This window comes from Alteribacillus sp. HJP-4 (genome assembly GCF_042139015.1).
GTDB lineage: Bacteria > Bacillota > Bacilli > Bacillales > Marinococcaceae > JBHIKY01.
This window is the reverse complement of the sequence record NZ_JBHIKY010000012.1, coordinates 61,590-81,353: the sequence shown is the minus strand read 5'-3', so window position 1 is coordinate 81,353 and position 19,764 is coordinate 61,590. Positions and strand designations below refer to the sequence as shown.

The window sequence follows — 19,764 nt, the reverse complement described above, 5'->3', positions numbered from 1 at the left end:
CGTTATGAGCATCAGACCTGATGAGATCAGCTCTCTCATTAAGCAGCAGATTGAAACCTTTCAAGCTGATGTAGAAGCAAATGAAGTCGGTACAGTTATCCAGATCGGTGACGGTACCGCCCGTGCTCATGGCCTTGAAAATGTTATGGCAGGCGAACTGCTTGAATTTTCAAATGGAGTCATGGGAATGGCGCAGAACCTGGAAGAAAACAACGTAGGTATTATCATTCTTGGCCCATTTACGGAAATCCGTGAAGGAGACCAGGTTAAAAGAACCGGACGTATTATGGAGGTTCCGGTCGGGGAAGAATTACTCGGCCGCGTCGTAAACCCGCTCGGCCAGCCGATTGACGGCAAAGGACCAGTGGAAACGACCCGCACCCGTCCAATTGAAAGCCCGGCACCTGGTGTCATGGATCGTAAATCCGTTCATGAGCCGCTTCAGACGGGTATTAAGGCGATTGACTCGATGATCCCGATCGGCCGCGGTCAGCGTGAGCTTATTATCGGGGACCGTCAGACTGGTAAGACGGCCATTGCGATGGATACAATCATCAACCAAAAAGAAGAAGATATTATTTGTATTTATGTAGCTATCGGCCAGAAGGACTCAACGGTAGCAGGCGTAGTGGAAACACTCCGCCAAAAAGGTGCGCTTGACTATACAATCGTTGTCAGCGCCGGCGCCTCAGATCCTGCACCGCTTCTTTACCTGGCACCATATGCAGGGGTATCGATGGGTGAAGAGTTTATGTATAACGGCAAGCACGTGCTCGTTGTATATGATGACTTAACAAAACAGGCGGCAGCGTACCGTGAGCTTTCCTTGCTGCTTCGCCGTCCGCCGGGCCGGGAAGCATTCCCAGGGGATGTTTTCTACCTTCACTCCCGTCTGCTTGAGCGTTCCGCCAAGCTGAGCGATGATAAAGGCGGCGGCTCTCTTACAGCCCTTCCATTCATCGAAACACAGGCAGGGGACGTATCAGCATACATTCCGACAAACGTTATCTCGATCACAGACGGACAGATTTTCCTTCAGTCCGACCTGTTCTATTCCGGGGTGCGTCCAGCGGTTAACCCGGGTATTTCCGTATCCCGTGTTGGTGGTTCCGCCCAGATCAAAGCAATGAAGAAAGTATCCGGTACGCTCCGTCTTGACCTGGCTGCCTACCGTGAGCTTGAAGCATTTGCCCAGTTTGGTTCGGACCTCGATAAAGCTACACAGGCGAAGCTGAACCGTGGTGCCCGCACAGTAGAAGCCCTTAAGCAGGGATTAAACCAGCCGCAGCGTGTAGAAAAGCAGGTCGCAATCATCTTTGCGCTGACAAAAGGCTACCTTGACGACATTCCAGTGGCAGACGTACAGCGTTTTGAATCAGAGCTGTTTGCCTATCTTGATTCGAGCCACAAGGAGCTTCTTGACGGCATCCGTGAAACAGGAAATCTTCCGGAAGAGTCTGAGTTCAGAAGCGCAATCGATACATTCAAAAAGTCTTTTAACGTATCTCAATAATATAGATTCAACAGCCGGACACAAGCAGAGACAGGCGTAACTGCGTCTTTCTTTGCCCTGTGTCAAAAAGGTGGTGAGAAAAGATGGCCTCATTACGAGAAATAAAAACGAGGATCAATTCCACGAAGAAAACAAAACAGATTACAAAAGCGATGGAAATGGTATCAGCCTCCAAGCTGAACCGTGCCCAGAATAACGCTCAGGCTTACGAGCCGTATACAAAAAAGATTCGTGAAGTAGTGGCAGGCATTGCCTCCGGAAATTCCGGCGCTTCTCACCCGATGCTTGAGCAGCGGGAAGTAAAGAAGACCGCTTACGTCATGATCACGTCGGACAGCGGACTGGTCGGCGGTTACAACGCCGGGCTGATGCGTGCCTTTGTCGATGCCATTCAACAGCGGCATTCCTCGAATGATGAATATGGTGTGATAGTGCTCGGACGTATCGGACGGGACCTTTTAAAGAGACGAGGCATTCCAATCTTCGACGAAGTGACCGGCCTGTCTGATCAGCCTTCCTTCAACGACATCAAGAATGTCACCCGCCTTGCGGTGAATATGTACGAAGAAGAAGAGATTGATCAGCTTTACATGTGGCACAACCATTTTGTCAGCCCGATTCAGCAGGTAGAAACAGAAACGAAGCTGCTGCCGCTGACGGAGCTTAATGAGGAAGAGGCAAAATCATCGGCATCCTATGAATATGAACCGTCCGAAGAAGCCATCCTCGAACAGCTGCTCCCGCAATATGCAGAGAGCTTAATTTACGGAGCGCTCCTGGATGCCAAAGCAAGTGAGTTCGGAGCCAGAATGACCGCAATGAGTGCTGCCACTGATAACGCATCCGGTCTTATCGATGACTTAACCTTATCGTTTAACCGTGCCAGACAGGCAGCCATCACTCAGGAAATTACTGAGATTGTCGGCGGCGCTGCTGCACTTGATTAATAGCCTGCGAACGTTTTTTCAGAACTTAGTTAGGAGGGTAAATAATGAACAATGGACGTGTCACTCAGATTATGGGTCCGGTTGTAGACGTTAAGTTTCCAAGCGGCCAGTTACCTGAGTTGAATAACGCGCTTACTGTTTCTCAGCCAGCACAGGCCGACGGTTCAGCAGAAGTGAACGTTACACTTGAAGTAGCGCTGCACCTTGGCGATGATGCTGTCCGTACCGTAGCCATGGGCTCTACCGATGGTCTCGTGCGTGGAACAGAAGTGGTAAACACCGGAGGGCCGATTTCGGTTCCTGTTGGTGACGTAACATTAGGCCGGGTATTTAACGTACTCGGAGAAACGATTGACCTGGAGGATCCGATCGATGCAAATGCAAAGCGCGATCCGATTCACCGCCAGGCTCCAGAATTCGATGAACTTTCCACCCAGACGGAAATTCTCGAAACAGGAATCAAAGTTGTTGACCTGCTCGCCCCTTACGTTAAAGGTGGTAAAATCGGCCTGTTCGGTGGTGCCGGTGTAGGGAAAACGGTACTGATCCAGGAGCTTATCAACAACATCGCCCAGGAACACGGCGGTATATCCGTATTCGCCGGTGTGGGGGAGCGTACTCGTGAAGGGAACGACCTTTTCTTCGAAATGACCGATTCCGGTGTTATTAAAAAGACGGCAATGGTATTCGGCCAGATGAACGAGCCGCCCGGCGCACGTATGCGTGTGGCCCTGACAGGCTTGACTATGGCAGAATACTTCCGTGACGTAGACGGAGCGGACGTGCTTCTTTTCGTAGATAACATTTTCCGTTTCACCCAGGCAGGTTCTGAGGTTTCCGCCCTGCTCGGACGGATGCCGTCTGCGGTTGGTTATCAGCCGACCCTTGCGACAGAAATGGGTCAGCTGCAGGAGCGTATTACCTCTACGAAAAAAGGTTCCGTTACTTCCATCCAGGCAATCTACGTACCGGCCGATGACTACACAGACCCGGCTCCGGCAACAGCGTTTGCCCACTTGGATGCAACAACAAACCTTGAGCGTAAGCTGACAGAAATGGGTATCTACCCGGCGGTGGACCCACTTGCTTCTACATCCAGAGCACTTTCTCCGGAAATCGTCGGGGAAGAGCACTATGACGTGGCCCAGCAGGTTCAGCAGACGCTTCAAAAATATAACGAGCTTCAGGATATTATTGCCATCCTTGGTATGGATGAGCTTTCTGAAGAAGATAAGCTTATCGTATCCCGTGCTCGCCGCATTCAGTTCTTCTTATCCCAGAACTTCCACGTGGCCGAGCAGTTTACAGGACAAACGGGCTCTTATGTACAAGTAAAAGACACCATTTCCGGCTTCAAAGAGATTCTTGAAGGCAAGCATGACGATGTTCCGGAAGATGCCTTCCGTCTCGTCGGACCGATCGAAGATGTGCTTGAAAAAGCAAAGGCTATGTCCTAAGAGCATAGGCTGTTAAGGAGGATGTTTCATGTCGACTATCAATGTCAATGTAGTCACTCCTGATGGCACAGTCTATGAAGGGGATGTGAACATGGTAAGCGTCCGCGCCCAGAGCGGGGAGCTTGGTATTCTGCCAGGGCACATTCCAATGGTGGCACCGCTTGCGGTAGGCACCGTCCGCCTCAAGCACGATTCAAGCCGCGAGCTTGTATCTGTAAGCGGCGGTTTCATCGAAGTCCGTCCGGATAAAGTAACGATTTTGGCCGAATCGGCTGAACAGCCGTCGGAGATCGACGTTGACCGCGCTCTTGAAGCAAAGAAGCGGGCCGAAGAGCGTCTTAACCGTGCCAAGCAGGAAGACATCGACTTTAAACGGGCCGAGCTTGCCCTTAGACGTGCCAATACAAGACTGGAAGTGGCCGACAATAAACGTAGGTAACAAAAAATTCTGTTCTGCAGCTGTGCTGCAGAGCAGTTTTTTTGGTTTTGCCGGAAAAAAAGGTGTTTGCTTGGGAGTGGCTGTGTGGCTGGTCGGTGGATATCGGATCGGTGCTACGGTGGAAAAGCCGTCGGGTGCGTGGAAATCAGCTCCGTGCGGTGGAAAAGCCATCGGCAGCGGTGGAGGAAACACATCAAGCGAAGCGAGAAAAAAGACCGTACCCGTGGAAAAGCAAGCTGAAAGGGGGAAAGCGCAGGTAGGAGGTGGAAACCGGATCGGTGCGGTGGAAAAGTATGAAATTACAAGCAACGGAAAGAGCTCTACATATAGAAATCATCAACAGAGGAGCTAATAAATAATTTTAATTATCAAAAAGATTAACACGTTTGTAACAATTTTGTAAAAAAACATCCAGACAATTCCATTTAAATGTTTTATAATTACTGACATGTGGTAAAGTGAAATAACAGCGATTGATACCCATTTCATTTCCTAATGGCTTCATGTGAATAAAAATTTTACACAAACTTCACAAAAAATGTTGTAAAATTGTAGTAATTTTTTAATATTTCCTTTAGAATAGTAACTTAGATTGCGTCATTTTGAAACATTAGGAAAAACGTCTCTTCTCAATTTTCAAAAAATGCTCTATGATAGCTTTCGGACTGGAGTTGAGCGAATGAATCCTGAAGGACAAGAGGCGGTCCTACATATCGTTGTAAGTTTGGGTTTTTTAATCGTAGTCTGGTGGAGCCTGCAGTCGTTCCGGTTTGATGTGTTCGTCCGTGATCCAGAAGGGCCAAAAGCAAAGATGTTGATGATTCTTCTCACGATTGCCATTAGTCAGCTCGTCACTTCTTTTTTTATGGACTATTTAGATGGATCACTGATGCTCCGTTATTTGTTTTGAGACATAATGGAATGAACGCTCTGTTCGAATCTTCCATGTATGACTGCTCTGAGAATGGTGAAAATGTGAATAAGAGAGTTTTCGGTCTGGAAATGTCGAATTTGGACGAATTATGTCGTAGTTAGTTTTAAGTTAGAGAAATCAGGGAAACTCGATTTGAACAGAAATGATGAAAAGAAATTTTTTAAAAAATGTAACCTTTCAATGACAACGTCGACTAAGTTTATTGTAGCTTGGACCACAAAAATATATTAATCATCACAGCTTACTATCTCTAAAAATACAATGTATTATACATGGCACAGAACGGTGGACATGAGAATGGGCGCCCGTTTCCATGGAGGACAGGGAACGCCTATGTCAGCGCATGAATACCTATAAAGCAAAGCGATAATTCCTGCCTTCCACATCCTTATTGTGGAAAATCATATGAGATCTTCAAAAAAATGCAGGATATAACAACTTCGCAAAATCAGGATCACTATCGGACTCGGAGGGGAATATGTTGGATAAAATTTTAGTTAGGGGAGGCAGGCGCCTTAAAGGCACTGTAAAAGCAGAGGGAGCAAAAAATGCTGTCCTGCCTGTCATCGCGGCCTCTCTTCTTGCGGAAGAAGGTATAAGTACAATTTATGACGTACCATCTTTAGCAGATGTGTATACGATGAAAAATGTTCTTGCTCATATTGATACAGATGTTTCTTATGAAGACGGCGTGTTTACTGCGGATGCCAGTGGAGAACTTGGCACAGACGCTCCGTTTGAATATGTACGAAAAATGCGCGCATCTTTTCTTGTGATGGGACCGCTGCTTGCAAGAAAAGGTCGTGCGCACATTGCTCTTCCTGGCGGATGCGCCATCGGATCCCGCCCGATTGACCAGCACTTAAAAGGCTTTGAAGCGATGGGAGCTAAAGTAGAAATTGGCAACGGATATATCGAAGCCCGGGTAAACGGCCGCTTGCAGGGAGCAAGAATTTATCTTGATTTTCCAAGCGTCGGAGCGACGGAAAATATCATGATGGCAGCGGCTCTTGCGGACGGAACAACCATCCTGGAAAATGTCGCCGAAGAACCTGAAATCGTAGATTTAGCTAACTACTTGAATGCGATGGGAGCAAAGGTCCGCGGAGCCGGTACCGGCACGATCCGTATTGAAGGAGTCGAAAGCATGCACGGAGCGGTCCACAACATTATTCCGGACCGAATTGAAGCTGGCACGTTTATGATTGCAGCTGCGATTACCCGTGGGGAAGTATTTGTAGAAGGCGCACTTCATGAGCACCTTCGCCCGCTTGTTGCTAAAATGCGCGAGATGGGTGTTGTCATCGAGGAGCATGATAATGGCATGATGGTAACCGGACCCGACATCCTCCGGCCCGTAGATGTGAAAACTATGCCTCACCCAGGATTTCCTACTGATATGCAGGCGCAGTTTATGGCCCTGCTGACTCAGGCAAAAGGAACAGCCGTCATTACGGAAACTGTATTTGAAAATCGTTTCATGCACGTGGAGGAATTCCGCCGCATGAATGCAGATATTAAGATCGAAAGCAGAGCAGCGATTGTAACGGGTCCTGTGCGTTTACAGGGAGCCGAAGTCGCAGCCACTGATCTTCGTGCCGGCGCGGCATTAATTCTTGCCGGACTCGTGGCAGAGGGAGAAACTACTGTTACAGAGCTTCGCCATCTCGATCGGGGTTATGTGAACTTCCATGAAAAACTACAGGCACTGGGCGCCCGCGTAGAACGTGTCCGTGAGCTTGATGAAGTTGCAGCCACAAGCGAAGTATTTAACTATCGTACCGCAAGCAAGTAATAATTATTTTATATAACAAAGAAGAAGGCCGGGGATTCTCCCCCGGTCTTCTTTTTTTTGGGTGGTAGTGGAAAACGGATTGGTGCGGTGGAAATCAGCCAGATGCAGTGGAAAAGAGGTCGGAAGCGTGGAAAAGGGAGAAGTACAGGGGATATGACTTGCTGATCCGTGGAAAAACCATCGGGCACGGTGAAAACGCAGCCAGCATCACGGGAAAAGTGCCCCGTACAGCGTGAAAAGCAAGCGGAACGGTGGATATCGCAGGTCTGAGGTGGAAACCGCAATCGGTACGGTGGAAATCAGCCCGTAGTGGTGGAATCCAGGAAACTGTACTGCGTGCAGATTCTTGTCCAATCCTTCATCATAAACCACACACCTCCTTCATAAAAATAAATCAGCACTGCCAAACAGACGACAGTGATTTTTTATTGAAGGAGCTGTGTGAATGAAAAAAATAATCATCTTTTCGCTCCTGAGCATTGCTCTATTTGTAGCAATTCCTGTTCTCTTTGTCACATACTTTGGCAATGAGGAGGACAAGGCGTTTTTGAGCGGAGGCGTGCAGGAAGGCTCCTCTTTAACCGTACAGGACACAGAAGAACAATCCGGCAGTGATGTTTCAATTCCTGTGTTTCGAAGCAGGACGGAGACGGTAGAGACGCTGGGAATCGAAGAGTATGTGATCGGAGTGGTGGCTTCTGAGATGCCGGCGGAATTTGAACTCGAAGCGTTAAAGGCGCAGGCGCTCGCTGCACGGACGTATGCGGCGCGGCAGCTGGCAGCTCCTTCAGATATTGACCTGCCGGAAGATGCGCTCGTCACCGATACGCAGATGCATCAGGTATATCAAAATGAGGAAGAGCTGAAGGAAAACTGGGGAGACGAATATGAATGGAAAATGGAACGCGTGAAAGAAGCGGTGAGCGCCACAGAAGGGGAAGTACTGACATATGAAGGCGAACCGATTACCGCTGCATTTTTTTCAACAAGTAATGGATACACGGAAAATGCAGAGGACTATTGGGCAAATCCGGTTCCTTACTTAAAAAGTGTGGAAAGTCCATGGGACACAACCTCACCAAGGTATGCAAACGAGAAGCGGATCTCGGCAGCGGAGGTGGGGAGTCTGCTTGGAGTCTCCATCGCAGAGGGCGAGACAGGCGAGGTCTCAGGAAGAACGGACGGCAGGAGAGTAGCACAGTGGACGATCGGCGGCGAGACGTTCGCCGGGCGTGAGGTGCGGGAAGTGCTTGGGCTTGACTCGAGTGATTTTGAAATTGAACGGTCCGGCTCTGATTTTATTTTCAAAACAAAAGGCTGGGGGCACGGCGTTGGCATGAGTCAGTACGGAGCTGACGGCATGGCGAAGGAAGGACGAAGCTACCGTGATATCGTTAATCATTACTTCAAAGGAGTCGAAATATCAAGCATTTAACCGGCCGCACAAAGCCAAATAGATATTTTTTTCTGATAATTTAAGAAAATTTTTCAGAAGAAGGTATATTTTTCCTCTCACCTGATCAAAATGGGTGCTGAGGTGATGATCAAATGAAAGATGAAGAAAAACAAAAATCTGCTGACCGTGAAACTCGCAGCGGCGGCAGCAAATGGGATCAGGTTGTCAGGAAAAAATGGTTCTGGCCTGCAGCTTATCTATCCGCTTGTGCAGTAATTCTCGGAACGTATTTTGCCATTCAAAGTCCGTCCGGAACTGACCAGGCTGAAGATGGGATCCCAATGGATGGAGAATATAACGAAGACGCTGGCCAAGGAAATGAAAATGAGGATGCTATCCGTACCGCCGGACAAAATGAATCACTGCAAATGCCTGTCGCCGATGAAGAGAGCGTAGAGATTATCGGGTATTACTACGACCATGACGCCACAGCAGAAGAACAGCAGGATGCTCTCGTATACTATAATAATATGTACTACCAAAACAAAGGTATCGATCTGGCGCAGCCGGATGGGGAAGCATTCGAAGTAACTGCAGCAGCTACAGGTGAAGTAGTCAAGGCTGAAAAAGATGAAGTACTCGGTTATGTTGTCGATGTGAAGCATGAAAATGATCTGGTGACCTCCTACAGCAGTCTCGAAAAGCTGCAGGTGGAAGAAGGCGACACCGTGACTCAAGACTCTGTTATCGGAGAAGCAGCACGCAACCTTTATAACAAAGACGCAGGTGTTCATGCCCATTTTGAAGTAAGACTTGACGGAGAGCCGTTAAATCCGTCTGATGCGTTCCATCAAAAGCTTGAAGATCTCCGCGCCCAGCAGAAGGAAGCTGCGGAAGAGCCATCTGAAGAGGAATCCTCTCTTGGAGAATTCCCAATTATGGACGGCGATGAAAGCGAAGAAGGCGAAGATAAAGGTGAAACAGCTGACGAAGACGCTGCAGACGAAGATTCCAAGTCTGAAGATGAGAAGGAAGACCAGGAAGACCAGGAAGACCAGAAAGACAAGAAAGATAACGAATAATTACCATAAACAGCCCTTATCTGGAAATAGAGGGGCTGTTTTTTTGCGTTCACCATATCCCTGCATTAACCCTGCTGTTCTGCAGTTATCCACAATATCCACAGCTAAAAAAGAATTATTTTAAATTATTTACCCATATCGGTTGACGGTGTATCAGAAGATTTGAAATAATGTGTATTATAACAATAGTCATAAATGCTCAGATGAAACTTAAACAGTTATTAGTACAAACTTTGAAACCCTAATTAATTTTCACTTGATTTATTGGTCATGTAAACGTTATCTTAGGTAGAGACCGACGAGCCGGTCTGATCAATCAGGAGGGAATGCATATGACAGCATTAATCATTTTCTGGGTCATGGCTGCTGCCGGAATTTTTATTACGATCAAGTATAAGAAGCCGCTCTTTCTGCTGTCGCCGTTTGCTGCGATGGCGGTGTATATGGTAATTGCGATGGCCATGGTGCCGCTCCCGTTCTGGGAAACCGTGCAGTTCGTATTCAGTCTGAAATAAGTACACGTCAAAGGAGAGCTCCTCATGGCAGACACATCAGCCGGATTCACCTGCAACAGCTGTGGAAGCAGAAACGTCGTCCTGATGACAAAATGGCGTTACGTCTTTTTCATGTCGAGCCTTCCGCTCGTTACAGCAGTGCTTCTCGGCTTTTTGTTCCATTCGGTTTTTTATTTGTTTACTCCGGGAATCATTTTAATGAATATTATTCTCGCCGGAAAAAAAGCGCCGGTGAAGATATGCAAGGATTGTAAGCAGATGGAGTACCGCGCCCGGCCGGACTTGTCACATAACTGACAAGCCTGTTCTTTCAAATTATTTTTGAAAGCGATTTCAAAATGTACTTCGTCAAGGAGGTGAGTCCGGATTCAGAACCGCTTCATGACATGAACATTGTTCCGTTCAATATTTATGGAGGTGAATGATACTGTGAAAAAGGTGGACAAAGCAACAGCTGACGCATATTTCAAAGCAAGGACCCGTTTAATTGTCATTTTTCTTTCGATTGGATTTCTCGTTTCCTTTGGAGTCGTGGCTTTTGCTGAATTTTTCTCGCAATTTAAGTTTATGGGAGTTGAATTTCATTATTACATGGGCTCGCAGGGTGCAGTTGTCGTCTTTATCATCTGCTTGTTCCTAAACGCCATTCTCAGTGACAAGATCGATAAGAAATTTGGCATTGACGATGAGGCCAATTCGAGAATCAGTGGAGGGAAAACAGCTGATCATTAAGGCAGTCAATATGATTTCTATCTAGTAAACATTGTTACAGAATAAATAGCAGGGAGGAGATTTCCTTGGATTTACAAACACTTGTATCGGTTGGGCTCATAGCAGCAACCTTCGCTCTATACATTTTCATTGCTGCGTATAACAGAGCAAAGGTTACTTCCGATTTTTATGTAGCCAGCCGTGGTATTCCGCCAATCTGGAACGGGATGGCGATCGGCGGGGACTGGATGAGTGCCGCGTCCTTTATCGGGATGGCCGGTACCGTACTTGCCCTCGGCTACGATGGTCTCGCCTACATTATGGGGTGGACCGGCGGTTATTTGCTGCTGACGTTCTTACTGGCGCCACAGCTTCGGAAATACGGACGCTTTACGGTTCCGGAATTTATCGGTGACCGGTTCGACAGCAACGTGGCCCGTCTTATTGCCGCGATTGCAACGATCATTATCAGCTTTACTTACATTATTGGACAGCTCTCCGGTTCCGGCGTCGTCATAGGGCGGCTTTTCAGCATCCCAGCTACATATGGGACGATGATCGGGGTTGTTATCATTGCGATCTACGCCACACTCGGCGGGATGAAAGGGGTCACCTGGACCCAGGTAGCTCAGTACATTATTTTAATTATCGCCTATATTATTCCCATTGTGTTTATGTCATTTCAGGTTACAGGAAATGCACTGCCATGGCTCACGTACGGAAATGTAGTCGATGAGATAGGAGCCATTGATCGAGAGCTTGGATTATCGGAGTACTTTGCACCGTTTGCAGAAAGTGATAAATCGCAGTTTATCGCCCTTCTGTTTACACTCATGGTCGGAACGTCCGCCCTTCCGCACGTTATTGTCCGCTTTTATACAGTAGCGACAATGAAAGCAGCACGCTGGAGCGGGGCATGGGCTCTCTTGTTTATCGGACTGCTTTATCTGTCCGCGCCAGCCTATGCAGCATTTTCCCGGTTTATTTTAATGACACAGGTAGCCGGCCAGCCGATGGACGAGCTGCCCAATTGGATAAATTCCTGGGTAAATACAGGACTGCTCGAGCTTGCGGACACTGATGGCGACGGGGTACTCGACTGGACAGAGATGACAGTCGGCAATGATATGGTCGTGATGGCGACCCCGGAAATTGCTAACCTCGGCATGTTCGTCATTGGTCTGACAGCTGCCGGTGCGATGGCTGCCGCGTTATCGACCGCAGGCGGACTGCTGATTACGATTTCGTCATCGTTCGCTCATGATATTTATTACCGCTTGTTAAAGCCGGACGCTACAGACAAGAAACGTTTGAATGCCGGCCGGATTTCCATTGTCATCGCAACAATTGTTGCCGGACTCGTGGCGCTGGATCCGCCGGGGGTTATCACCCAGATAGTTGCCTGGGCATTTGCTCTTGCCGGAGGTACCTTCTTCCCAGTATTATTCCTCGGTGTCTGGTGGAAGCGCATGAATAAACAGGGCGCGGTCGCAGGTATGCTTGTTGGTCTCGGTTGTACGCTCGGTTACATTTTTCTCGCGCTCAGCGGCATCAGCTTATTTGGAATTCAAGATACAGGGGCAGGACTTATCGGGGTTCCACTGAACTTCTTAACCTGCGTGATTGTATCGAAAATGACACCGCCGCCGGCGCAGCATCTGCAGGACGATGTTACAGACTTACGCTATCCAGAACAAATGACGTACAAAGATGGCGAGGTATGGATGAACGATGGAACAGGAAAGTAAGCAGTACGAACAGCAGATCAAAAATCACCCATTATTCAGCGGCGCAACTGCCGCTGAATTTGGTGATTTATTAAAAAAGTGCACAGTAAAAACCTATAAGAAAAAAGAACGGCTTCTCTACTCGCAGAGTCCGCGCAATGGTCTTCTCCTTATATTAAAAGGGGTGACAGAGGTATATGTGCTTGCAGACAAAAACCGCGATCATGAGGTGCTGGAAGTGCTGGAGGCCGGGGAAATAATCGGATTTTCCAGTCTTGCAGATTTTCTCGGGGAACCGTCCCACCATGAGCATTCCTATACCGTGGAGGTGCGCGCCGTCGAGGAAGCTGTCTGCCTGCATGTGCCTTATGAAGTAATGGAAGCACGCTGGCACCAGGAGGAAGTCAGAGATTACGTTCTCCGCCATGTGGCCGTCCGTCTCCGCGACATTTATGCTTCTCTCGCCGAGCAGGTTCATCTGGCCAGTCAGTGGGGCGAAAGCGATCCCTTTATCCAGCGCGTCCAGGATTTCATGACCTCGCCGCCTGTACTGATAGACAGAGACTCACCAGTCCAGGATGTGGCAGGCATCATGGTCGAACGAAATTCCAGCTCAGTCGTCGTCGTTAACGAGGATGGCTCGCTTGCCGGTATTATTACGGAAAAAGACCTCGTGCAGCGCGTGGTCGCAGCCGGAACTTCCGAAAGTGGGAGCGCCGAGGCGGTCATGACCGACAAACCATTTACGATCACGAAAAACGAATACTATTATGAAGCGATGGCAACGATTTTATTGAACGGCGTCAAGCATCTGCCGGTCGTTGATGAATACCGGCCCGGCCGGGTTGTCGGGATGGTCACGCTGTCGGATCTCCTTAAAAAGAAAAATCGCGGGAAGTTTGACGTACTCCACGAAATTGAGGGGTCTGATGAAAGCACCCTTCCGGACGTTAAAAACGCGATTTATGACATCCTCGCCAATCTTCTACATGACGACATTCCGACAAGGCACACGCTTGAGATCGTCACGAAACTGTACGACCGGCTGATGCGGCACTGTGTCGATCTTGCTGAGGAAAAGGTCCGGGAAAAATACGGCCCCCCTCCGCTCCCTTACGCCTTTTTCTTAATGGGAAGCGGTGGAAGAGCCGAGCAGTTCATGCTCACCGACCAGGATCACTTTCTCGTTTACGGCGACCCTGACAGGGAAGAGGACAGGGAAAAGGCAGAAAGTTATTTCCGGGCGCTCGGCAATGAAATCGTGCTCTGGCTTGAGCGCGCCGGCTATAAACGCTGTGACGGCAACATGATGGCAAGTGAAACCAACTGGAGAGGAACGATTACCCATTGGAGCGAGCGCCTGCGGACGTGGGGACTCCGTGCCACCAACGATAACATCCTGCTTGGCCACAATTTTCTTGCCTTCCGTTTTCTTTGCGGAGACGAGGAGTTAAAGGACAGTTTCGTGGATATGGTCCGCACTCAGTTCGAAAAGTCGCGGATCTTCTTATTCCGGGCGGCAGAACAGGAAAAAAATTCACCGGTGCCTACGCTGGACCATCCAATCCGCGCGTTGTTCCGTGTGAAAAAAGAGGGAATCGATATAAAAAAGCACGCCCTGTTCCCTTTTCACCATTCCCTGCAGATTCTCGCTGCTCATTCCGGAATTTATGGCGGAACGCCTCTTGAAATGGCAGAAGAGTTAAAGGAAAACGGTGTAATCACAGAAAGCTTTATGGATGACCTTACCTTCGCTTATGAAATTATTTTAAAAATCAGGGTCGAGCAATCATGGAATCGTTACACAAGAGGAGAACAGAATACGAGTGAAATTAAATTCACACAGATGAGATCCCGCGACAAGGAAGAGCTGATGATCGCATTGAAGACGGTACGGGCTCTTCAGAATAAAGCGGTGAGTGCTTACGGAATGATGAGCTAAAGGAGCGGGAACAGCCATGATGTTTTGGAAAAAGAAGAGTCTCCATTACCAGCTTAATAACCAGATGCCGCTGAACACACCATTAAAGGAAATGAGCTTTACTGTGTACGATACGGAAACGACAGGCTTTGCGATCGGAAGCAGGGATCGTTTGATTGAAATCGGTGCCGTGCAGGTAGAAGGCCTCGAAGTAACGGACCGCACCTATCATACGTACGTCAATCCGAACCGCGATATTCCCCGGGAAATAACAAACCTCACCGGCATTCGACAGGAAATGGTAAAAAAAGCGCCTCATGCGCTTGATGCGATTGAAGACCTTTTTGCTTTCATTGAAGAAAATGAAAGCTGCGGCTGGGTCGGCCACTACCTTGCCTTTGATGAGCTCGTCCTTAAAAAAGAGCTGCAGCGCTGGAAATATACGTTTGAAGAACCGATCTCCATCGATACGCTTGATATGATCGGCTATTTAAACCCGTCGTGGGACATGCGTGACCTGTCCCATTATGCGAGGCAGTTTGGCTCGAAAATGTTTGAGCGTCACACCGCACTCGGGGATGCGCTGACGACCGCTCACTTATTCGTGGAGCTGCTTTCCCACATGAACGGACGCGGCAAAGAGACGCTCGGCGGACTGATGGAAGCGATCCGAAGCGATAACGGCAAAACCGCTCCTTTTCATTGATGGGTAGTAAAAGCGCGAGACCCGATGCAATCTTTCTACCGGCTTTTCGTCCGGCCCTGGACAATAGCCTCCTCTTTCATCGCGGGCTGAAAATGGTGGATGCCGTTTCTGCCATTTTCTTTTACATAATAAAGGGCAAGGTCGGCATAATGAAGAATCAATTCAGCTTCTGCTCCGTCACGAGGGTAGCATGCCACCCCGGCGCTCGGTGTCAGCATATAGGTGCGGCCATCGACAGAAAGCGGATTCTGAAACGACGCCAGCAGCTCTTCATCAAACGACCGTCCTTCGCGTTCTGCTTCTGTTAACAAGATGGCAAATTCATCTCCCCCGAACCGGTATGCCGCTCCCTCTCTATCCCGAAGCAGCTGCTGCAGCCGCTCTGCCGTTTCCTTCAGCAGCTTATCTCCGAACGGATGACCGTACAGATCATTCGCCCGTTTAAAGCGGTCAAAATCGATTAACACAAGACAATACAGCGCCCCTTCATTCTCCAGCACTTCCATCTGTTCAAACATCGAGCGCCGGTTACCCAGGCCGGTCAGCGCATCGTGATACGCCATATAATGAATGCGCCGCGCATTTTCTTTTTCTCCGGAAATATTCTTTGCGATCGCATACAGCCCTTTCACCTTTCCCCGAATCACAATCGGGACTGCCGTAATGCGCAGGTCCAATTCCATTCCTTCCTTCACCGTGACCTTCGTAAAATGCTCATCCGGATGCCCGGATAAATTCCGTTGAAACCGCTTTTTCGCCTCGTCCTTGTCCTCCGGGGAAAATAAATAAGTGAAATGCTTCTCTAATAATTCTTTTTCCGTAAAGCCGGTAAGTATCTCAGCTCCTTTATTGACATTCGTAAAACAGCCGTCCTCATCCACTTCAAACACCGCATCCGGATTATGGTCAAACAGCGACCGGTACATTACTTCATTTTCAAGTAATTTATTGAGATGAAAGCTGTGGCGGGCCTCTGCGAACAAATCCGGCACAAAACTCAGTAATAGGGCAGCGCCAAGTATTATAGTAAACGGAAAAATAAAGTGGGTAATCCCGCCATTCATGGAAATAATACTGTTTTCCAAAAGGGAAATCATGACGATGCAAGGAATGCCGGCCAGCGTAATGCCGGAGCACGTGCCCCCGATCCAGAGCCAGTGATTGGTCGCGAGATTATTGCGTTCCGCACGGAGCTGAAGAAGGAAACGAAGCATAAAAAAAGCAATCGCGGCCGTAATTAAAACCGCAAGTGTCACCAGTGAAGGCTTCCATTGCAGAACGGAGCTGAAAGCAATGGAGAAACCAAGATAACCAACCCCGAGAATGGAAAAAACAATTCCGATGCCGCTTAAGAAATAGCGCGAGGTCGTAACATTTTCTTTAAAAGCGGTGGATAAACAGATATGAGCACCAAAAATACAAAAGAAGGCCGTGGCAAAAAAATAGGAGGCAGAAAGCGACATCGGGGCATGAAGGGACAAAACAATGAAAAGCTGGACGAGCCAGAGTGCACCGCCGACAATCACGGAGTACAAAAAACGGTAGTGCGACAGGCGCTGCACCACATAAAATCCAAAAATACAACTGATCACAGAGAGGAAAAATCCCGAAATGACCCAGCTCCAGATGACATTGTAAGAGGAAAATAGTTCCGCTTTCTCCGACCTCCTCCTGTGAAAATCCATGCAAACTGTTACTATTATCATACTACAAAATAACTATTTTTGGAACGACAAATCTTGTATTCTCCAGTATTGCTCGACAAAACCCTTGTCCTATCTGACTTTTTGGTATATCGGGCGGACTCGTATAATAAACTGTACTAATTCACCAAGAAGAGAGTAGGAGGCGAGTGGTGTGCACGATTACATCAAAGAACGAACAATCAAGATGGGAAGGTATATTGTGGATACTCGCAAAACAGTCCGGACGATCGCTAAAGAATTTGGTGTTTCCAAAAGTACAGTTCATAAAGACTTGACAGAAAGACTGCCGACGATCAACCCGGAGCTTGCAGAAGAGGTAAAATCAATTCTTGAATACCATAAATCCATCCGTCATCTCCGCGGCGGGGAAGCAACGAAGATTAAGTACAAGAAGAGCCGCCAGCAGATGAAGACGGAGCCTTCCTTATAACGTGCCCCTGAGTCTCTGGAACACGAAAAGGGGCGCCCCGAATGAGGGACTCCCCTTTTTAAACATTTCTACTTTCCTCCAAAAACCCCCCCCCGATGAATACAAAAGCCCGGACAGGAAAAAATAACAGAATCAAAAAACCTCATATATGTATACCGATGCGGAAAAGTTTGTGGTAAAATGTCATATTAGAGACTTATGACTCGTGAAATAAGGCTTACAAATTGTCGAAAAAACGGGAAATTTAGCGCGATGCGCTACTAACGAAGGGGGTATGACAGCATGTTCAGCAGAGATATCGGGATTGACTTGGGAACAGCTAATATTCTGATACATATTAAAGGCCAGGGGGTCGTTCTGGACGAGCCATCGGTCGTCGCACTTGAAAAAAAGTCCGGCACCGTCATGGCGGTCGGCCAGGAAGCATTCCGCATGGTAGGGCGCACACCGGGTAATATTGTAGCGCTCCGGCCGCTCAAAGACGGAGTGATCGCGGATTTTGACCAGACAGAAGCCATGCTGAAGCATTTTTTAACGAAGGTGAACGCGAAAAGCATGGTGTCCAAACCGCGCATCTTGATCTGCTGCCCGACCAATATTACGTCGGTCGAGCAGAAAGCGATTATTGAAGCGGCAGAAAAGAGCGGCAGTAAAAATGTCTTTATCGAAGAGGAGCCCAAAGTGGCAGCTATCGGAGCCGGCATGGATATCTTTCAGCCAAGCGGCAACATGGTCGTTGATATCGGGGGAGGCACCACCGATGTAGCCGTGCTGTCCATGGGGGACATCGTCACGGCTTCTTCTATTAAGATCGCAGGAGACCAGTTCAACTACGACATCATGAATTACATCAAGAAGAAATTTAAGCTGTTAATCGGGGAGCATACGGCCGATAGAATTAAAAAAGAAGTAGCCACCGTCGCTCCGGGCGGACGCAGCGAGGCGATCGATATCCGCGGGCGTGACATGATCCAGGGCCTTCCAAAGACCATTCACATAACCTCAGATGAAATTCAGGAAGCGCTGGCCGAATCAGTCAGCCATATCGTGCAGGCAGCAAGAAATGTGCTTGAACTGACCCCGCCGGAGCTCTCTGCAGACATTATTGACCGCGGCGTTATCTTAACCGGAGGCGGTGCGCTTTTGAACGGCATCGACGAGCTGCTGGCCGATGAGCTGAGAGTCCCGGTCATGATCGCCGAGGACCCGATGCTCTGCGTAGCAAAAGGCACCGGCATTATTTTAGAAAATCTCGATAAAATGACAAACAAAAAAGTAAAAGTATAACCGTCCGTCCTAGACTCCCGGAATAACTAAACTATATTTCTCAACATTACTAACTTTTTTGTGGAAGTGATGGCTGAGAAGCAACGGCGGCAGGGTCTGCGGACACTGGTTCCGCTATTTTCTTCAAACAGCCCGTTTTACGGATTTGCCGGACATGCGTTCCGTTAATAGCCAATAGGAGAGCCAATTTCTCCACCATTTAGGCAAATAGCCCTACCGGATGTCCGCCAAGCATTCAAAAAGAGCAAAATTTGAAAGAATAACGGATCTCCTGTCCGCGCAGCTGGAAAATGAATCTGTAAAAAAATTAAATGATGAACAGTTATTGAATACTGAGAGTCTATTTATTATAGAGGAGGATCCTGGATGCTGAGAGGATTTTACGGTGCAGCAAGCGGCATGTTAACGCAGCAGCGCCGCACTGAAATGTTGAATGATAACCTTGCCAATATCAATACCCCCGGCTATAAAGCCGATCAGGCCTCCGTGCGGACGTTTCCTGAGCTTTTGATGCAGGCCCAGGGTGCGAACAACCAGCCTGGACGCAGCAATCAAATCGGAAGTATGGCCACAGGAGTCTATATGCAGGAGCGCACCCAGAATTTCGCGCAGGGTGATCTGCAGGAAACCGGAAATGCGACGGATGTGGCGCTCCTTCAGGTAACTCTTCCGGAAAACGAAGAGGGAGAAGCAGGGGCGCTTTTTTATACTACCTCCAACGAGGACGGCGAAGCCCGCTACACCCGGAATGCGAATTTTACGGTGGACGGCGAAGGGTTTTTAACGACAAGTGACGGTTATTACATACTCGGCACGAATGGAGAGCCGCTTGACGTAGGCAATGAGAATTTCACTGTGGCAGAAGACGGAGCGGTAACTGATGAAGACGGCGCCGTTGTCGGCCAGATCGAAGTCGCTTACGCTGAGAACGCCAATGATCTTGTAAAAGAAGGCAGCGGACTGCTGCGGCCGGAAGGGGAGGAAGAGGAGCTTCCAAGTGCTGTCGGCAACGAGGACATTGACTTCTCCCTCAGTCAGGGCTTTATTGAACGTTCGAACGTGGATGCTAACCAGACGATGACGAAATTGATGAATGCGTACCGCGTCTTTGAATCGAATCAGCGTATGCTGCAAACGTATGACCAGAGCATGGAGCGGGCGGTAAATGAAATCGGAAGACTCGGCTAAAGGTGCAGGG

General features: G+C 48.4%; 19 protein-coding genes. 18 read left to right on the top strand and 1 reads right to left on the bottom strand.

Going from position 1 to position 19,764, the window contains the following annotated elements; all coding sequences use genetic code 11:
• Nucleotides 1-4 precede the first annotated feature (4 nt).
• From atpA to ACE4RR_RS12785, 15 genes are all read left to right on the top strand, one after another.
• Nucleotides 5-1,513, top strand: a complete 1,509-nt coding sequence (gene atpA, locus ACE4RR_RS12855) for a F0F1 ATP synthase subunit alpha (protein ID WP_375535827.1) — start codon at nt 5-7, stop codon at nt 1,511-1,513.
• Between the two features lie 83 nt (nt 1,514-1,596).
• Nucleotides 1,597-2,460, top strand: a complete 864-nt coding sequence (gene atpG, locus ACE4RR_RS12850; protein ID WP_375535826.1) for an ATP synthase F1 subunit gamma — start codon at nt 1,597-1,599, stop codon at nt 2,458-2,460.
• 44 nt (nt 2,461-2,504) lie between these two features.
• Entirely contained in the window at nt 2,505-3,917 is a 1,413-nt protein-coding gene (gene atpD / locus ACE4RR_RS12845; RefSeq protein WP_375535825.1) for a F0F1 ATP synthase subunit beta, read from the top strand.
• A 28-nt stretch (nt 3,918-3,945) separates the two neighbouring features.
• Nucleotides 3,946-4,356, top strand: coding sequence for a F0F1 ATP synthase subunit epsilon (locus ACE4RR_RS12840; protein ID WP_375535824.1), 411 nt, complete (start codon nt 3,946-3,948; stop codon nt 4,354-4,356).
• A 76-nt stretch (nt 4,357-4,432) separates the two neighbouring features.
• Nucleotides 4,433-4,708, top strand: coding sequence for a hypothetical protein (locus ACE4RR_RS12835; protein ID WP_375535823.1), 276 nt, complete (start codon nt 4,433-4,435; stop codon nt 4,706-4,708).
• Nucleotides 4,709-5,035: 327 nt separating this feature from the next.
• Nucleotides 5,036-5,266, top strand: coding sequence for a DUF1146 family protein (locus ACE4RR_RS12830; RefSeq protein WP_375535822.1), 231 nt, complete (start codon nt 5,036-5,038; stop codon nt 5,264-5,266).
• Between the two features lie 505 nt (nt 5,267-5,771).
• A complete protein-coding gene (gene murA, locus ACE4RR_RS12825; protein WP_375535821.1) occupies nt 5,772-7,085 on the top strand; it encodes a UDP-N-acetylglucosamine 1-carboxyvinyltransferase in 1,314 nt (437 codons plus the stop codon).
• 445 nt (nt 7,086-7,530) lie between these two features.
• Nucleotides 7,531-8,520 (top strand): stage II sporulation protein D, encoded by a 990-nt coding sequence (spoIID, locus tag ACE4RR_RS12820; RefSeq protein WP_375535820.1) that lies wholly within the window; start codon nt 7,531-7,533, stop codon nt 8,518-8,520.
• Between the two features lie 113 nt (nt 8,521-8,633).
• Entirely contained in the window at nt 8,634-9,563 is a 930-nt protein-coding gene (gene spoIIQ / locus ACE4RR_RS12815) for a stage II sporulation protein SpoIIQ (protein WP_375535819.1), read from the top strand.
• 332 nt (nt 9,564-9,895) lie between these two features.
• Nucleotides 9,896-10,078, top strand: coding sequence for a hypothetical protein (locus ACE4RR_RS12810; RefSeq protein WP_375535818.1), 183 nt, complete (start codon nt 9,896-9,898; stop codon nt 10,076-10,078).
• Between the two features lie 24 nt (nt 10,079-10,102).
• Nucleotides 10,103-10,375 carry a hypothetical protein gene (locus ACE4RR_RS12805; RefSeq protein WP_375535817.1) on the top strand — a complete coding sequence of 91 codons (273 nt, stop codon included), beginning with the start codon at nt 10,103-10,105 and terminating at the stop codon, nt 10,373-10,375.
• 132 nt (nt 10,376-10,507) lie between these two features.
• Nucleotides 10,508-10,810 (top strand): DUF4212 domain-containing protein, encoded by a 303-nt coding sequence (locus ACE4RR_RS12800; protein ID WP_375535816.1) that lies wholly within the window; start codon nt 10,508-10,510, stop codon nt 10,808-10,810.
• 65 nt (nt 10,811-10,875) lie between these two features.
• Nucleotides 10,876-12,537: a sodium:solute symporter family protein gene (locus tag ACE4RR_RS12795; RefSeq protein WP_375535815.1), complete on the top strand. Its 1,662-nt coding sequence runs from the start codon at nt 10,876-10,878 to the stop codon at nt 12,535-12,537.
• Nucleotides 12,521-14,458, top strand: coding sequence for a DUF294 nucleotidyltransferase-like domain-containing protein (locus ACE4RR_RS12790; RefSeq protein ID WP_375535814.1), 1,938 nt, complete (start codon nt 12,521-12,523; stop codon nt 14,456-14,458). Before ACE4RR_RS12795 ends, ACE4RR_RS12790 begins: the two co-directional genes overlap by 17 nt.
• A 19-nt stretch (nt 14,459-14,477) precedes the next feature.
• Nucleotides 14,478-15,143, top strand: coding sequence for a 3'-5' exonuclease (locus ACE4RR_RS12785; RefSeq protein WP_375535867.1), 666 nt, complete (start codon nt 14,478-14,480; stop codon nt 15,141-15,143).
• 35 nt (nt 15,144-15,178) lie between these two features.
• Here ACE4RR_RS12785 and ACE4RR_RS12780 read toward each other — a convergent pair whose 3' ends face one another.
• On the bottom strand, nt 15,179-16,735 hold the full coding sequence (locus tag ACE4RR_RS12780) for a diguanylate cyclase domain-containing protein (RefSeq protein WP_375535813.1): 1,557 nt from the start codon (nt 16,733-16,735) through the stop codon (nt 15,179-15,181).
• A 265-nt stretch (nt 16,736-17,000) separates the two neighbouring features.
• Between ACE4RR_RS12780 and spoIIID the strand changes: the two genes are divergently transcribed.
• From spoIIID to ACE4RR_RS12765, 3 genes are all read left to right on the top strand, one after another.
• Entirely contained in the window at nt 17,001-17,279 is a 279-nt protein-coding gene (gene spoIIID, locus ACE4RR_RS12775) for a sporulation transcriptional regulator SpoIIID (RefSeq protein ID WP_375535812.1), read from the top strand.
• 282 nt (nt 17,280-17,561) lie between these two features.
• Entirely contained in the window at nt 17,562-18,566 is a 1,005-nt protein-coding gene (mreB, locus tag ACE4RR_RS12770; protein ID WP_375535811.1) for a rod shape-determining protein MreB, read from the top strand.
• Between the two features lie 366 nt (nt 18,567-18,932).
• Nucleotides 18,933-19,754, top strand: a complete 822-nt coding sequence (locus ACE4RR_RS12765) for a flagellar hook-basal body protein (protein WP_375535810.1) — start codon at nt 18,933-18,935, stop codon at nt 19,752-19,754.
• Nucleotides 19,755-19,764 lie beyond the last annotated feature (10 nt).

Excerpts from the sequence above, each read along its gene's own strand:
- atpA (WP_375535827.1), top strand. The coding sequence starts at position 5 with ATGAGCATCAGACCTGATGAGATCAGCTCTCTCATTAAGCAGCAGATT.
- atpG (WP_375535826.1), top strand. The coding sequence starts at position 1,597 with ATGGCCTCATTACGAGAAATAAAAACGAGGATCAATTCCACGAAGAAA.
- atpD (WP_375535825.1), top strand. The coding sequence starts at position 2,505 with ATGAACAATGGACGTGTCACTCAGATTATGGGTCCGGTTGTAGACGTT.
- ACE4RR_RS12840 (WP_375535824.1), top strand. The coding sequence starts at position 3,946 with ATGTCGACTATCAATGTCAATGTAGTCACTCCTGATGGCACAGTCTAT.
- ACE4RR_RS12830 (WP_375535822.1), top strand. The coding sequence starts at position 5,036 with ATGAATCCTGAAGGACAAGAGGCGGTCCTACATATCGTTGTAAGTTTG.
- spoIID (WP_375535820.1), top strand. The coding sequence starts at position 7,531 with ATGAAAAAAATAATCATCTTTTCGCTCCTGAGCATTGCTCTATTTGTA.
- spoIIQ (WP_375535819.1), top strand. The coding sequence starts at position 8,634 with ATGAAAGATGAAGAAAAACAAAAATCTGCTGACCGTGAAACTCGCAGC.
- ACE4RR_RS12810 (WP_375535818.1), top strand. The coding sequence starts at position 9,896 with ATGACAGCATTAATCATTTTCTGGGTCATGGCTGCTGCCGGAATTTTT.
- ACE4RR_RS12805 (WP_375535817.1), top strand. The coding sequence starts at position 10,103 with ATGGCAGACACATCAGCCGGATTCACCTGCAACAGCTGTGGAAGCAGA.
- ACE4RR_RS12790 (WP_375535814.1), top strand. The coding sequence starts at position 12,521 with ATGGAACAGGAAAGTAAGCAGTACGAACAGCAGATCAAAAATCACCCA.
- ACE4RR_RS12785 (WP_375535867.1), top strand. The coding sequence starts at position 14,478 with ATGTTTTGGAAAAAGAAGAGTCTCCATTACCAGCTTAATAACCAGATG.
- mreB (WP_375535811.1), top strand. The coding sequence starts at position 17,562 with ATGTTCAGCAGAGATATCGGGATTGACTTGGGAACAGCTAATATTCTG.
- ACE4RR_RS12765 (WP_375535810.1), top strand. The coding sequence starts at position 18,933 with ATGCTGAGAGGATTTTACGGTGCAGCAAGCGGCATGTTAACGCAGCAG.